Genomic DNA, 14,937 nt, shown 5'->3' with positions numbered 1-14,937 from the left:
CTTCCGACAAGACGACAGGGGGGACACACCCCCGCGACACGACAGGGAAAGGACACGCTATGACGGATCTCGCAGCCTTCGCGAAAGAGAAGGGCGTCAAGTACTTCATGATCTCCTACACCGACCTCTTCGGCGGCCAGCGGGCGAAACTCGTCCCCGCCCAGGCCATCGGAGACATGGTCGAGGATGGTGCGGGCTTTGCAGGCTTTGCCACCTGGCTGGACATGACCCCCGCCCATCCCGACATGCTGGCGGTGCCGGACCCCTCGACCGTGATCCAGCTGCCCTGGCGGCCCGAGGTCGCCTGGGTTGCCGCCAACTGCGTGATGGAGGGCGAAGACGTCGCCCAGGCTCCGCGCAACGTGCTGCGCAAGCTGGTTGACGAGGCCGCCAAGGAGGGCCTGCGCGTCAAGACCGGCATCGAGGCCGAGTTCTTCCTGCTGACCCCCGAAGGCGACGTGATCAGCGACCCCTTCGATACCGCCGAGAAGCCCTGCTACGACCAGCAGGCCGTGATGCGCCGCTACGACGTGATCAGCGAGATCTGCGACTACATGCTGGACCTGGGCTGGGGCCCCTACCAGAACGACCACGAGGACGCCAACGGCCAGTTCGAGATGAACTGGGAATTCGACGACGCCCTGGTCACCGCCGACCGTCACAGCTTCTTCAAGTTCATGGTCAAATCGGTGGCCGAAAAGCACGGCTTCCGCGCCACCTTCATGCCGAAGCCCATCGAGGGGCTGACCGGAAACGGCTGCCACGCCCATATCTCGGTCTGGGATCTCGATGGCAAGGTCAACGCCTTCGCCGGAGACGCCGGGGGCCAGATCGGCGAAGTGGGTCTTTCCGAGCGCGGTGGCTACTTCCTGGGCGGCATCATGAAGCACGCCGAGGCCCTGGCCGCGCTGACCAATCCCACGGTGAACAGCTACAAGCGCATCAACGCGCCGCGCACGATGTCGGGCGCCACCTGGGCGCCGAACACTGTCACCTGGACCGGCAACAACCGCACCCACATGGTGCGCGTCCCCGGCCCCGGACGCTTCGAGCTGCGCCTGCCCGACGGTGCCGCCAACCCCTTCCTGCTGCAATCGGTGATCATCGCCGCCGGCCTCTCGGGCATCCGCTCCAAGGCCGATCCGGGCCAGCGCCACGACATCGACATGTATGCCGAGGGCCACAAGATCACCGACGCCCCCCGCCTGCCGCTGAACCTGCTGGACGCGATCCGCAACTTCGAGGCGGATGCCGAGCTGCAGGCCATGCTGGGCAAGGAGTTCTCGACCTCCTACGCCAAGATGAAGCACCAGGAATGGAACAGCTTCGTGTCCCACTTCTCCCGCTGGGAGAAGGACAACACGCTGGACATCTGACGGAACCTCTCCCCGTTGGCCGCAAGGCCAGCGACTTGGCCCGGACATCTGTCCGGGCCTTTTTTGTTGGGTCAGCCGACCTCCAGCACCTCTCCGGTGTCGTGCTTTTTCACCAGGTCCACGCGGCTGCCATCCCAGTGGTAGCAGTAGTGCCCGGCCTGGACGGGGATCGGCAGGACATCCGGCCAGAAGAGCCCCACGCATTCCCCCGCAGGATAGCGGACCGAGCGCCAGACCACCCCGTCACTGCCCGCAGCCCTCAGCGCTCCGCCCTCGACCTGGGAGGCCTGGTAATCGTCGGGATCCAGCACCCCCTCGACGGCATTCACGTCATGCAATGCGCGATCCAGGGGCGCGACCAGGGCTCGGAAATCCGAGGTCCAGCCGGGCGCCTCATCCGTCGCGGCCATGGTGCGGGCGTGGTGGTGGATCGTCTCGGTCAGCGCCACCTCCTCGCGGTCGCCGGCATAGTAGATCCCGTAGCTTCCATCGCTGAATCGCCCCGGTCGCGCGGGCGAGCAATGCACGAAAGGCGCCATGACGAGGCTCGCGCCCGGACCAGAGACCCGACGGGCAGCGGGGACCTTGCCCAGATCGCCCACCTCGTCGCGGACACGGGGGTTGGTCTTGGCCTCGACCGAGACCAGGGCCTCCCAGTCGCGGGGGTGGGCGATGTCCTCGAAGAGGTCGATGGGCGGGTAGATCGAGCGGATGATGCGCCAGCTTCGGGGCCATTGCACCGCGCGCAGGCTGGCCGAGGTCACCAGGCACCCCGCTCGGCGTTCAGCCAGTCGCGCATCGCGGCCAGGTCCGACATCTCTCCGCGCAGCATCAGCTCGAGCGCCGACATGCCGCCGAAGGCCGCGTTCGGCTTGCGGATCCAGGCATAGCCCCGCGCAGGATCGCGGAAGAGGTAGCGCAGGCCCTTGTGGATGCCCATCAGGTGCGCCATCCGCATCCGCAGGTCGCGGTCGATCCGCCCGATGTTGCCCTCTTTCCAGCGCGCCCAGGTCCGGGCCGCCATGTCGCCCAGCAGGATGCGGGCCTCGGCATCACTCAGCTGCCAGGCCGCGAAAAGATTGATCGTGGTGCGCGCCAGGGCACCCGCTTCCGCATCGGTGATCTGCGGATCGTGGGCCTGGGCCGGTGTCCCCGAAAGGGTCTGCAGTTCCATCATGACCTCCGCCATATGGCATACATATAGCGCAATATCGCCAAATGGCAACTATTACCCCCGCACCCCGCTCGGCGCTTGCCCGTAGGCCTTCCCGAAGGCCTCGGCGAAATGCGCCTGGCTGGTGAAGCCGGTCATCTGGGCCACCTCGCCCACCGAGAGACCGGGCCGTGACAGCAGCTCGCGCGCCGTGGCAAGCCGGATGCCCCGGTAAAGCGCCATCACCGACAGCCCCGTCGCCGCGCGGGTCTGGCGTTGCAGCTGGCGCGATGACAGCCCCGAGAGATCGGCCAGCTGGCCCAGGTCCAGCGGATCGGCGATGTGGCTTTCCATCAGCGTCACGGCGGCTTCGACGGCGGCGGGCAGGTCTCCGTAGCGGGCCGCCAGAGAGCCCTGCTGCGGGGCTTCGGCGGGGCGGATCTCGGTCTGGATGAACCAGTCCGCGATGCGCTGCGCAAACCGTGTCCCGTGATCGCGGGCAATCAGCGCATGCATCATGTCCAGTGGAGAGGTGCCGCCGGCGCAGGTGTAGCGGTCGCGGTCGATCAGGAAGAGACGGCGTTCCAGCAGCAGCGCGGGCCAGGTGGCGCGGATCTCGGCCTCGTGGTGCCAATGGGCGGTGAAGCGGTAGCCCTCGAGCAGACCGGCGGCGGCCAACACAACCGCCCCGCCCGAGATCCCGCCAAGCGCCACGCCCGCCCGCGCCTGCCGCGCCAGCCAGGAAAACAGCGCCGGATCGCGCAGCGCCATCGGGTCGCCCCCCGCCACGACGAAGAGAATATCCAGATCCGCCGGGGCCTGGGCGTAGGGCACAGAGGGGAAGGCCGCGCCGACCGAAGAACGCCCCTCGCCACCCGGCCGGTGCAGAGTCTGCATCTCGTAGAGCGGGCTGGGCGAGAACAGGTTGGCGGCGCGGAAGGGCTCCATCGCGGCGGCGGTGGACATCAGCCCGTAGCCGTCCAGCAGCAGGAACCCCAGCCGGCGCACCTGTCCCTTTTTTGAAATCATATGTCCCATACGCGAAAGATATGCCGCAGGCCGCGGGCTATCACAAGGCAACTGTCAAAGGATGCGACCATGCGGTTTTCCGGCTTCAAGGTGGTGAAAGAGGCTCTGACCGGGCACAGGGGGTGGAAGCCCCTGTGGCGCGATCCCGAACCGCAAGGCCACTACGATATCGTCATCGTCGGTGGCGGCGGCCACGGGCTGGCCACGGCCTACCACCTGGCTGCCACCTTCGGGCAGGCCCGCATCGCGGTGCTGGAGAAGGGCTGGCTGGGCGGCGGCAACATCGGACGCAACACCACGATCATCCGCTCGAACTACATGCTGCCGGACAATGAACCCTTCTACGAGTTCTCCATGAAGCTCTGGGAGAGCATGGAGCAGGATCTGAACTTCAACGCCATGGTCAGCCAGCGAGGCATTCTCAACCTGTGCCATACGGATGCGCAGCGCGATGCCTTCCGGCGGCGTGGCAACGCCATGCTGCTGGCCGGAGCCGATGCCGAGCTGCTGGACCAGGACGGCGTGCGCGCCATGGCGCCCTTCCTGAACTTCGACAACGCCCGCTTCCCGATCAAGGGCGGGCTCTTGCAGCGGCGCGCCGGCACCGCGCGGCACGACGGCGTGGCCTGGGGCTATGCCCGTGCCGCCGACCAGCGCGGCGTCGACATCATCCAGAACTGCGAGGTGACCGGCTTCCGCATCGAGAACGGCGCGGTGAAAGGCGTCGAGACCTCGCGCGGGTTCATCGGTGCAGGCAAGGTGGGCGTCGCCGTCGCCGGGTCGTCCGGGCGGGTGATGCAGATGGCGGGCATGCGCCTGCCGATCGAAAGCCACGTTCTGCAGGCCTTCGTCAGCGAGGGGCTGAAGCCGGTGATCCCCGGCGTCATCACCTTCGGCGCGGGGCATTTCTACGTCAGCCAGTCCGACAAGGGCGGGCTGGTCTTCGGCGGCGATATCGACGGATACAATTCCTACGCGCAGCGCGGCAACCTGCCGGTGGTCGAGGACGTGGCCGAGGGCGGCATGGCGCTGATGCCGATGCTGGGCCGGGCCCGGCTGCTGCGGATGTGGGGCGGCGTCATGGACATGTCCATGGACGGCTCGCCCATCATCGACCGTACGGATATCGACGGGCTCTTCTTCAACGGCGGCTGGTGCTACGGCGGTTTCAAGGCCACCCCGGCCTCTGGCTACTGCTTCGCGCATCTGCTGGCCACCGGACGCCCGCATGAGACCGCCGCCGCCTACCGCCTGGACCGCTTCGCCCGCGGCCATGTCATCGACGAAAAGGGCGTTGGCGCCCAGCCCAACCTGCACTGAGGTCCCCATGCTGATCCCGCACCCGCTTCTTGGCCCGCGCGACGCGCAGGAGTTCACCTACCTCGGCGATGCCGCCCTGATGCAGCGTCCCGACCCGCAGGCGGGTGAGGCCGCCTTCGCCGATTACGTCTTCCAGCGCGACAACCCCGCGGGGGTGCATCGCGAGCTCTGGTATCATGAATACGGTGACCGCTCGTGGCTGGTGGTCACCCGCGACACCACCACGCACGAGATCCTGGGCGCCAAGCTGGCGCGCAACGTGAAGATGGGGCTGCCGGAATGAATGCGCGTCTCTCCGGCGGTCTGATCGACCGCAGCAAGCCCCTGTCCTTCACCTTCAACGGGCGGACGCTGCAAGGTTTCGAGGGCGATACCCTGGCCTCGGCACTGATGGCCAACGGCATCCGCCTGGTGGCGCGCAGCTTCAAGTACCACCGCCCGCGCGGCATCTTCAGCGCCGGTTCGGAAGAGCCCAATGCGCTGGTCACCCTCGGGACCGGCGCGCGGGCAGAGCCCAACACCCGCGCCACCATGATCCGCCTGCCCGAGGGCCTTGTCGCGCGCAGCCAGAACCATGCGGGCCCGCTCGGCTTCGACCTCTGGTCGGTCAACGACCTTGCCGCGCCCTTCTTCGCCGCGGGCTTCTACTACAAGACCTTCATGTGGCCGCGCGCCTTCTGGGAAAAGCTCTACGAGCCCGCGATCCGCAATGCCGCCGGCCTGGGCAGGCTGTCGATGCAGCCCGACCCGGACAGCTACGACAAGGGCTTCCTGCATTGCGACCTGCTGGTCATCGGGGGCGGTGCCGCCGGGCTGGCCGCCGCGCTGACCGCCGGGCGCTCGGGCGCAGAGGTGGTGCTGGCGGATGAGGACTTCCGCCTGGGCGGCCGCCTGCTGGCCGAAAGCGATCCACTGGACGCAGCCACGGCTGCCGACTGGGTGGCAAAGGCCGAGGCAGAGCTGCGCGCCCTGCCCAACGTCCGCGTGATGCCCCGCACCACCGTCTTCGGCGTCTATGACCACGGCGTCTACGGCGCGGTCGAAGAGGTCTCGGACCTGCCCGGCGCGCCCCTGCGCCAGACGCTCTGGCGGATCACCGCGAAGCGCGCCGTCATGGCCACCGGCGCCACCGAGCGCCACATCCCCTTCCGCGACAACGACCGCCCCGGCATCCTGCTGGCCGGCGCCATGCGCGCCTATGCCAACCGCTGGGCCGTGACGCCGGGCGCGGGCAAGGTGGCGATCTTCACCAACAATGACGACGGCCACCGCACCGCGCTGGACCTTCAGGCCAAGGGCGTCAACCTGCTGGGCGTCATCGACAGCCGCGCCGGGGCCACGCCCTTCGGTGACTACCCGATCTTCGCCGGGGGCCGCGTGACCGGCACCTCGGGCCGCAAGGGGCTGCGCGCCATCCGGCTGTCCTGGAACGGGCGCGAGGAAGAGCTGAGCTGCTCTGCCCTTGGCGTCTCGGGCGGCTGGAACCCCAATGTACAGCTGGCCTCTCACCACCGGGGCCGTCCGAAGTGGGACGAAAGCCGGCTGGCGTTCCTGTCCCATGGCGGGCCCGAGGGGCTGCTGCCCGCAGGGGCGGCGGCGGGCGAGGGCTCGACCGCGCAGGCGCTGGCCTCGGGTCAGGCCGCGGCCCGCGCGGCTCTGGAACAGCTCGGCACCCCCGCCGCCGACACCCCGCTGCCCCAGGGCGAAGACCGCCAGATCCGCACCGAGGCCTTCTGGCATGTGCCCGGCAAGGGCCGCGCCTGGGTGGATTTCCAGAACGATGTCACCGTCAAGGACATCAAACTGGCCCATCAAGAGAACATGCGTTCCGTCGAGCACCTGAAACGCTGGACCACGCTGGGGATGGCGACGGACCAGGGCAAGACCTCGAACGTGACCGCGCTGGCGGTGATGGCCGAACTGACCGGCCGCAGCATCCCGGAAACCGGCACCACGATCTTCCGCCCGCCCTATACGCCTGTCAGCCTTGCCGTGCTGGGTGGCGGCGACACTGGGAAGGACTTCCGCCCCACCCGCCTGACCCCGACGCATCACTGGGCCAAGGCCCAGGGGGCCGTCTTCACCGAGGTCGGCCAGTGGATGCGGGCGCAATACTACCCCCAACCGGGCGAGACCCACTGGCGCCAGAGCGCCGACCGCGAAGCCATGGCGGTGCGCAGCGCCGTCGGCCTCTGCGATGTGACCACGCTGGGCAAGGTGGATGTGCAGGGGCCCGACGCGGCGGAATTCCTCAACCGCATCTATTGCAACATGATGGGCACCGTGAAGGTCGGCAAGGCACGCTATGGCCTGATGCTGCGCGAGGACGGTTTCGCCTATGACGACGGCACCTGCGCCCGCATGGGCGAAGAGCATTTCGTCGTCACAACCACCACCGCCAACGCGGGCCTGGTGCTGCGCAACATGGAGTTCGCCCGCCAGTGCCTCTGGCCGGAGCTGGACGTGACGCTGATCTCGACCACGGATGCCTGGGCACAGATCGCCGTGGCGGGGCCGAGGTCGCGCGAGTTGCTGTCCCGCGTGGTCGATGATTTCGACCTCTCGACCGAGGCCTTCCCCTTCATGGGCTGCGCCGAGCTGACCGTCTGCAACGGTTGCCCGGCGCGCCTCTTCCGCATCTCCTTCTCGGGCGAACTGGCCTATGAGCTGGCCGTCCCCGCCCGCTACGGTCATGCGCTCATGCAGCGGCTGATGGAGAAGGGCGCCGACCTTGGCGTCACCCCCTATGGCACCGAAGCGCTGTCGATCCTGCGCATCGAGAAGGGCCATGCGGCGGGGGCAGAGCTGAACGGCCAGACCACGGCGCAGATGATGGGGCTGGGGCGGATGGTCTCGGTCAAGAAGGACTCCATCGGGGCCGTCATGTCGCGCCGCGAGGGGCTGGCCCAGGACGGCCGCCGCCTGGTCGGCCTGCAAGCCGTCGATCCGCAGCAGGCGATCCCCGCCGGGGCGCATCTGCTGGCGACGGGCGCCGCGCAGACCATGGCGAACGATCAGGGCTGGGTCACCTCGGCCTGCTATTCACCCCATGTCGGCGGCCATATCGCGCTTGGCTACCTTGAACAGGGCGAGGCCCGGATGGGCGAGACCCTGGTCGCCGCCAACCCCTTGCAGGACCAGCAGATCCCGGTCCGCATCGTGCCCGCCCATTTCGTCGACCCGGAAGGAGACCGCCTGCGTGACTGACCTGACCCCCATGGGTGCGCTCGGCACCGCCGGACCCGCCGCAGCCCGCCACGGCGCCCTGACCCTGACCGAGGATTGCGCGATCACCCTGCTCTCGCTGGCGCTGCGGGACGAGACCAGCGCGCTGGCCGATCTGCCGCTGCCCGGCCCCGGAGCCTATGCGCGCTCCGGCGACCTGGCCGCCTTCTGGACCGGCCCCGGCCAGTGGATGGTGGAAAGCCGCGACGCGGCCGCGGCCCGTGCCGCCATCGCCGCCCTGCCCGGTGCCCGAATGACCGAACAGAGCGACGGCTGGGTGGTGATCCGCATCTGCTCGGAGGCCGGTGCGCCGCCCCTGCGGGCACTGACCGAGAAGCTGGTGAACCTGCCCGCCGAAACCCTGGCCCCCGGCCGGGCCACGCGCTGCCAGTTGCATCACCTGAACTGCCTGGTGACCCGCCCCGCCGAGACCGAGCTCTGCGTTATGACCCTGCGCTCTGCTGCCCTGTCGCTCTGGCATGCGCTCGAGGCAACCGCCCGGCGGTTGCCCGCCGCTGCCGCGACATAGCGACAGGGCGGCACATTTGCGAACTGGACAGCGCCCTCGCGGGCTGCTTCTCTGCCCTCTGTGAGGGAAGCGGGAATTTGACATGACGGACGCGGCGCGGCGGAGCCCGGTGATTTTCGACGGGCACAACGACCTGATTCTGCGGCTGATCAACGGCGACATCACCGCCGAGAGGGTGCGCGATGGCTGTGCTGACGGCCATATCGACCTGCCGCGCGCGAAGCACGGCGGCCTGGCCGGCGGTTTCTTCGCCATCTTCGTGCCCAGCCCGGCTGAAAGCGCCTTCTCGATGGAGGAGTTCTCCAAGCCCGCCTACGACCTGCCGCTGCCGCCGCCGGTCGACCATGCCACCGCGCGGGTGATCACCGAACAGGGCTTTGCCGCCGCACGGGCGCTGGAAGAGGCGGGCGTGATCCGCATCTGCACCGATGTCGATGCGCTGGAAGCGGCGATGCAGGGCCCCTCCATGGCAGCGGTGCTGCATATCGAGGGCGCCGAAGCGATCGGCCCCGATATCGCCGAGCTCGAGGGCTTCCACGCCCGCGGGCTGCGCTCTCTCGGCCCGGTCTGGAGCCGTCCGACGATCTTCGGCGAGGGCGTGCCCTTCCGCTTCCCATCGGGCCCGGATATCGGCCCCGGCCTGACCGAGGCGGGCAAGCGGCTGGTGCGCGAATGCAACCGGCTGAAGATCATGATCGACCTGTCGCATCTGAACGCCAAGGGTTTCGACGACGTGGCCCGCCTCAGCGATGCGCCGCTGGTGGCCACCCACTCCAATGCGCTGGCGGTCTGCGAACACGCCCGCAACCTCTCGGACCGGCAGCTGTCGATGATCGCCGAGACCGACGGCATGGTGGGGATCAACCTGGCCACCGGCTTCCTGCGGCCCGACGGCCAGATGCGGGCCGATACCGGGCTGGACGACCTGCTACGCCACCTCGACCACCTGCTGCAGATGCTGGGAGAGGACCGGGTCGGCTTCGGATCCGATTTCGACGGCGCGATCGTGCCCGAGGTCATCGGCGATTGCAGCGGTCTGCCCAACCTGCGCCAGGCCCTGCGCCAGCGCGGCTATAACGAGGCGCTGATGCAGAAATTGTGCCACGGCAACTGGATGCGCGTGTTGCGCAAGACCTGGGAGGGCTAGGTCTCAGCCCTCGCCCGGTCGCAGGGCCTGCATGCCCTCGATCAGCCCCGACACCGAGAAATTGAAGACCCGCGCCTCGGCGCCCAGCCTCGGGCGATAGGTGGCGACCACCTTGCCCGTGCCCTGGGAAAGCTCCTGCATCAGCGCGTCGTCGAGGTCGATCAGCGCCTCGCAGAGCTCGGGCGAGCAGCTTTGCCATGTCAGCGGATGCACGGTCTCGGCACCCTCGGCGCGCAGGGCGATCCCCGAGGGCAGATAGGCGCCGACCGGCACCTGCAATGCAAGGAAACCGCGGCTGCCATCGTCGGACCAGACCGCGAGGCTGCGCGCCAGGAACACCCGGTCGGTATCGCGCAACAGGGTCTGCTCGAGATGGCAACGGGTCTTGTTCACCGCCAGGGCCTGGCAGGCGACGCCCCAGGCACCGAGCTTCTGGCCATTCACCACCTGCTCCGCCTCTTGCGCCAGGCCGGGACGCAGAGAGAAACCACCCAGCACCAGCGCCACCACCAGCATCCCCCGAGCCAGGAAGCGCCCTGCGAAAATCCTTGCGGCCATGGTGTTTTCTCCTCGCTGGGTCATCCCCGGCCTCTTGCCGGGGCGGTTGCCGGTGCCACGCGGCCCCGTGCATCAAGCACGGCCCGCGCCAGGGGTCGCTTTGCGAAATGCCCCAGGGCAACCTTCCATCGCGGCGCCGCGGCCTGTCAATGGCGGGGCCCGGCCTGCCCCTGCATCAGCCTGCGCGGCGAAACGGCATAAGGCGGCGGCAAGCCCCCCGGCACCTGCCAGCCCGTCCCCGACTGCTGCACCGCGCCCCCGGCCCAATGCAGCGCCGCCGCCCGCGCCGCAGCGGCATCCCGGTTTTCCAACGCGCGCTTCAGGTCCGAAAGCGCCGCGGCGACCTTGATCTGAGACAGATGCGCCTCCTGCGCGCGCAGGATACGCGGGTGGGGGGTTGGCAACATGTCATCGCCGATCAACAGCTCTTCTTCCAGCTTCTCGCCGGGCCGCAGGCCGGTAAAGCGGATCTCGATCTCTCCGTCCGGGTGGTCGGCATCGCGCGGGGTCAGCCCCGCACCGAGGATCATCTGCCGCGCCAGGTGCAGGATCTTCTGCGGCGCGCCCATATCGAGCACGAAGACCTCGCCGCCGCAGGCATAGGCGCCGGCCAGCAGGGTCAGGCGCACCGCCTCTTCCGCCGTCATGAAGTAGCGCGTGACCTCGGGGTGGGTCACCGTCACCGGGCCGCCGCGCGCGATCTGCTCGGCAAAGAGCGGCACGACGGACCCGCTGGAGCCCATGACATTGCCGAAGCGCACCATGGCGAAACGGGTCGTCGTGCTGCGGCCTGCAAGGTCCTGCACGACCTCCTCGGCCAGGCGCTTGCTGGCCCCCATGAGTGAGGTCGGGCGCACCGCCTTGTCGGTCGAGATGAGGATCATCCGACCCACACCCGACCGCGCCGCCGCCTCGGCCAGGACCCTGGTGCCGATGACGTTGTTCTCGAGCCCCGACAGCGGGTTATCCTCGACCAGGGGCACATGTTTGTAGGCCGCCGCGTGGAAGATCACCTCGACCCTGCGGCCCTGCAGCAGCTCTGTGACGAGGGCCGCGTCGCAGACCGAGCCGAGCACCGCAGAGACCTCGGGCGCGATACCTTCGAGCTCTCGCGCGATGTCATAGAGCGCGAGTTCCGAGTGATCGAGCAGGATCAGCCGCGCAGGACCCAGCCGGGCCAGTTGCCGCGACAGCTCTGCCCCGATGGAGCCGCCCGCGCCGGTGACCAGCACCACCTGGCCAGCGTAGCTTTCACGCACCTCGGGCAGCACCCGGTCCAGCCCGGCGCGGCCCAGCAGGCGCGTGACATCCGGCGGCGCGCGCTCGGCGCCCCAGAGCCGCGCGGCGAATCCGGGCAGGGTCATCACCTCGCAGCCGGCTCCGGCCAGAGCCTGCCGGGCGCGGCCATGCGCGTGACGCGGCAGGGCAAGGATCACCCGGTCGACCTGCTGGCGCGCCACCAGTGAGCCCGCGCGCGAGGGCGCGTGAACCGGCAGGCCGACCAGCCGCCGCCCCTGCTTGCGCGCGTCATCGTCAAGAAAACCCACCACCCGCTGCGCCTCGTCCCCGGCGAGGGCGGCGGCCAGTTGCTGCCCGGCGCGACCGGCGCCCCAGATCAGCAGCTGTTGCGGCCTTCGGGCCAGCGCATGGGCGATCAGCGCCAACCGAAGAAGGGCAATGCGACCACTGAGAGACAGCGCCACCGACAGGCCGACCAGGAGCAGAAGCTGCGCCATCCGGGGCTGTCCACCCAGCATCGGCAGCAAGCCCACCAGCAGGCCCAGCCCCTGCGCAAGGCTGCGCGGCAGCCCCTGTCGCTGGTAGTCCCTGAGCTTCATCCTGTGCAGCGACAGCACGGCGCCCAGCCCGATGAAAAGCAGTCCCGCCCAGAGGGCAACCGGACCCGGCAGCCCTCCCGGCAGCACCAGGTCGAGGATCACCACCGCCCCGGCCACCGCCAGACCGTCAAGGGCCAGCAAGGTCAGCGCCTTGTGACCCGGGGCCAACCCGGTCAGCCAGCGCGCGAGGGTCCGAAGGTTGCTGCCCTGCATGCTCACTCCCGCCAGAAGGTGCGCAGGATCAGCGCCAGGTCCAACCAGAGGCTTTGCCGCGCCGCATAGAGAAGATCCAGCCGGGCCTTGGTCGGGATGCAACGGCGGCAATAGACCGCCTCGGTCTCTTCCGCGGTGCAACAGGGGGCGAGCAACCTTGCCTCCCGTCGTCGGAAGGCCACCGTCGCAAGGCCGGTCAGCCCCGGACGGCAGCGCAGCACCTCGGCGTAGAGCGCCGGATAGGCCTCGACATAGCGGCGCAGGGGCGGGCGGGGGCCGACGATCGAGATATCACCGCGCAGCAGGTTCCAGAGTTGAGGCAGCTCATCCAGACGGGCCCGTCGCAGCCGGCGGCCAAGCGGCGTCACACGGTTGGTCTTGTCGCCACCCGTGACGCCAAGATCCCCCTCCTCCGGCACCATTGTGCGGAACTTCCACAGGGTGAAGGCCCGCGTGGGGCTTTGCATCCGCTCTCCGCCATGGAAGACCGGCCGGCCGTCGCAGAGCCAGACTGCCAGGCCGACCCCCAGCAACAATGGCCACAGGACCACGCATGCCAGGAGGGTCAGCACCAGGTCAAAGATCCGCTTGCGTCGGGAAAAGCTCATGCCACCTCCCGCGTGCGGTGCCATTGCGCGACGAGTCCGCGCGCGGTGCCGCTGCCTGTCAACTCACCCGTCAGAGCCTCCATCCGCCTCGGGTCCAGCGCCATGACCGGCAAGGCCGACGGAGGCGCAGGACGCCAGCGCAGGTTGCGGCCCGCCGCACGCACGAGGTCGGCCATGGCAACGGGTCGCGGCCCCGTCACGTTGACGCATGCGGGCAACCGGGACAGCGGACAGGTGGCGAGGCAAGCCAGCAGCCGCGCCAGATCCTCTGGCCCGATGTAGGAGCGGCGCGGCCCGCCGCCATCGGGGAAGCGATCCAGAACAACGGGCCCGCCGCGATCCAGCGCCACCGAAAGCGCATCCGCCCCGGCGACATTGCCCATCCTCAGGATCACGCTGCGCGGTGTGGTGCCCGGCTGGGCCCCGTGCCAGGCGGCAATCTCTTCCTCCATCCGCAGCTTGGCCTCGCCATAGGCGGTCAGCGGCGCGGGCGGCAGATCCTCTGCTGCCGGAGCGCCCTGCAGCCCCGCCTGCACCGCCGCGCTGGACAGATGCAGCACCCTTTCCGCGCCGACCCGTCGCGCCAGGTGCAGGGCCGCGCGCGCCAGCATCGCGTTCTGGGCCAGCGCCTCTGGCGGGCCCGAGGTCACGCCCCAGAGCGCCACCACCACCCGCGCCGAAAAGCCCCGGGGCAGCGGTCGGCCCGGCTGCCATTTCAGCACATCCGCCCCGTCGCCCGAGCGGTACTGCCAGACGATCCGGGGCGCGCCTTCCGCGAATCCGGCCCGCAGCCACGACGAGCCGGAGAGCACGCCGCGCAACAGCCTGCCAACCCTTCCGGAACTGCCCAATACCAGTAGATCCGCCGCGACCATCGTCCTTCCCGTGCTGCCTTTCGACTCACACTGACTGCAAGTCCTTAAAGTTCCCCTTACGTTCCTCCTGCCGAAAATCCCTAAAATCGCAGCCGTTAAGCTTCCTGCAAGACACCGTCGCTAAACCTGAGATCGGGTGAGTTACCGAGGTGGTGGAGATGAGCGGGCAGAGCAATGCTGCGCCAATCATCATCAAGAAGGTGAAGAAGGGGGGCGGCGACGGGCACCATGGTGGGGCCTGGAAAGTCGCCTATGCCGACTTCGTGACGGCCATGATGGCCTTCTTCCTTCTGATGTGGTTGTTGAACGCGACGACAGAGAAGCAACGCAAGGGGATCGCGGATTACTTCTCTCCGACGATCCCGCTGAACCGGGTTTCCGGCGGCGGCGACGGGGCTTTCGGGGGCGAAAGCACCTTCTCGGAGATCGCCCTGCCGCAGGTCGGCACCGGCGCGACCTCTCTCAATCCGACGCCGCAGGACAAGTCTTCCGGCCGCGAGGCGCAGCAGGCCGAGGACGCCGAGCAGCGCCAGCTGGAAGAGATCGAGAAGATCCTGCGCGGCCAGTCCGGCGAAAGCGATGTCCACCCAGAGATGCTGCGCCATATCGTGACCCGCGTCACCGACGAGGGCCTGGTGATCGAGCTCTTCGAGACCGAAGAGGCCTCTCTCTACATGGGCGAGACCGCCGAGCCGACCGCGTTGCTGGAGCAGCTGGCGGCGATGCTGGTGCGAGTGACCTCGCTGGTCACCAACGAGATGGCGATCGAGGGCCATGTTCATGCCCGCCCCGTGGTGCTGAACAACAATCCGGTCTGGGACCTGTCGACTCAGCGCGCCGAAGGCATGCGCAAGCTGATGGAGCAGCAGGGCCTGCCCGGCGCGCGCGTGGCGCGGATCACCGGCCATGCGGACCGCGAGCTGGCAGACCGCAACCCCATGTCAGCGCGGAACAATCGGCTTGAGCTGATCCTGCTGCGGAAGAACCGCTAGCCCCGCATCCGGGCCGGAAGTGCCAAGGATTTTAGATGTTAGCGGCATTTTAAGCCCGCGCCTTTAGCTGTTGC

The 14,937-nt window shown here is 68.7% G+C and carries 14 protein-coding genes; 7 read left to right on the top strand and 7 right to left on the bottom strand.

Annotation, left to right across the window (positions count from 1 at the left end; translation table 11 throughout):
• Nucleotides 1-59: 59 nt before the first annotated feature.
• Entirely contained in the window at nt 60-1,376 is a 1,317-nt protein-coding gene (gene glnT, locus CRO50_RS02930; protein ID WP_097144363.1) for a type III glutamate--ammonia ligase, read from the top strand.
• 71 nt (nt 1,377-1,447) lie between these two features.
• Here the strand turns inward: glnT and CRO50_RS02925 are convergent, their stop codons facing one another.
• From CRO50_RS02925 to CRO50_RS02915, 3 genes are read right to left on the bottom strand one after another with little or no spacing between them, the layout of a single operon-like run.
• Complete coding sequence (locus tag CRO50_RS02925) at nt 1,448-2,140, bottom strand: RES family NAD+ phosphorylase (RefSeq protein WP_198431798.1); 693 nt, start codon at nt 2,138-2,140, stop codon at nt 1,448-1,450.
• On the bottom strand, nt 2,137-2,550 hold the full coding sequence (locus tag CRO50_RS02920) for an MbcA/ParS/Xre antitoxin family protein (protein ID WP_097144694.1): 414 nt from the start codon (nt 2,548-2,550) through the stop codon (nt 2,137-2,139). Before CRO50_RS02920 ends, CRO50_RS02925 begins: the two co-directional genes overlap by 4 nt.
• Nucleotides 2,551-2,604: 54 nt before the next feature.
• Entirely contained in the window at nt 2,605-3,537 is a 933-nt protein-coding gene (locus tag CRO50_RS02915; protein WP_232617769.1) for a GlxA family transcriptional regulator, read from the bottom strand.
• A gap of 90 nt (nt 3,538-3,627) precedes the next feature.
• Here CRO50_RS02915 and CRO50_RS02910 point away from each other — a divergent pair, with 90 nt between their 5' ends.
• The 5 genes from CRO50_RS02910 (at nt 3,628) to CRO50_RS02890 (ending at nt 9,779) form a co-directional block, all read left to right on the top strand.
• On the top strand, nt 3,628-4,878 hold the full coding sequence (locus CRO50_RS02910) for a sarcosine oxidase subunit beta family protein (RefSeq protein WP_097144360.1): 1,251 nt from the start codon (nt 3,628-3,630) through the stop codon (nt 4,876-4,878).
• 7 nt (nt 4,879-4,885) lie between these two features.
• Nucleotides 4,886-5,161, top strand: coding sequence for a sarcosine oxidase subunit delta (locus CRO50_RS02905; RefSeq protein ID WP_097144359.1), 276 nt, complete (start codon nt 4,886-4,888; stop codon nt 5,159-5,161).
• Complete coding sequence (locus CRO50_RS02900) at nt 5,158-8,085, top strand: sarcosine oxidase subunit alpha family protein (RefSeq protein ID WP_097144358.1); 2,928 nt, start codon at nt 5,158-5,160, stop codon at nt 8,083-8,085. Before CRO50_RS02905 ends, CRO50_RS02900 begins: the two co-directional genes overlap by 4 nt.
• Nucleotides 8,078-8,632, top strand: coding sequence for an aminomethyltransferase family protein (locus tag CRO50_RS02895; RefSeq protein WP_097144357.1), 555 nt, complete (start codon nt 8,078-8,080; stop codon nt 8,630-8,632). Before CRO50_RS02900 ends, CRO50_RS02895 begins: the two co-directional genes overlap by 8 nt.
• An 82-nt stretch (nt 8,633-8,714) precedes the next feature.
• Nucleotides 8,715-9,779 (top strand): dipeptidase, encoded by a 1,065-nt coding sequence (locus CRO50_RS02890; RefSeq protein ID WP_097144356.1) that lies wholly within the window; start codon nt 8,715-8,717, stop codon nt 9,777-9,779.
• A 3-nt stretch (nt 9,780-9,782) separates the two neighbouring features.
• Here the strand turns inward: CRO50_RS02890 and CRO50_RS02885 are convergent, their stop codons facing one another.
• The 4 genes from CRO50_RS02885 to CRO50_RS02870 all read right to left on the bottom strand — a co-directional run bounded on the left by CRO50_RS02885 (nt 9,783) and on the right by CRO50_RS02870 (nt 13,808).
• Entirely contained in the window at nt 9,783-10,337 is a 555-nt protein-coding gene (locus tag CRO50_RS02885) for an invasion associated locus B family protein (protein WP_157791745.1), read from the bottom strand.
• Between the two features lie 146 nt (nt 10,338-10,483).
• The gene (locus CRO50_RS02880; protein WP_097144354.1) at nt 10,484-12,388 is read right to left on the bottom strand and encodes a polysaccharide biosynthesis protein; all 1,905 of its coding nucleotides are present in this window, start codon (nt 12,386-12,388) and stop codon (nt 10,484-10,486) included.
• Between the two features lie 2 nt (nt 12,389-12,390).
• Nucleotides 12,391-12,996: a sugar transferase gene (locus tag CRO50_RS02875; RefSeq protein ID WP_097144353.1), complete on the bottom strand. Its 606-nt coding sequence runs from the start codon at nt 12,994-12,996 to the stop codon at nt 12,391-12,393.
• Nucleotides 12,993-13,808 carry an NAD-dependent epimerase/dehydratase family protein gene (locus tag CRO50_RS02870; RefSeq protein ID WP_232617792.1) on the bottom strand — a complete coding sequence of 272 codons (816 nt, stop codon included), beginning with the start codon at nt 13,806-13,808 and terminating at the stop codon, nt 12,993-12,995. The genes CRO50_RS02875 and CRO50_RS02870 overlap by 4 nt, the downstream gene beginning before the upstream one ends.
• Before the next feature lie 221 nt (nt 13,809-14,029).
• Here CRO50_RS02870 and CRO50_RS02865 point away from each other — a divergent pair, with 221 nt between their 5' ends.
• On the top strand, nt 14,030-14,863 hold the full coding sequence (locus tag CRO50_RS02865; protein ID WP_097144351.1) for an OmpA/MotB family protein: 834 nt from the start codon (nt 14,030-14,032) through the stop codon (nt 14,861-14,863).
• Nucleotides 14,864-14,937: the final 74 nt, after the last annotated feature.

It is taken from the genome of Pseudooceanicola antarcticus (genome assembly GCF_900215355.1).
Classification (GTDB): domain Bacteria; phylum Pseudomonadota; class Alphaproteobacteria; order Rhodobacterales; family Rhodobacteraceae; genus Pseudooceanicola; species Pseudooceanicola antarcticus.
The sequence above is the reverse complement of the archived record's forward strand: the minus strand, read 5'-3'. Positions and strand labels throughout refer to the sequence as shown.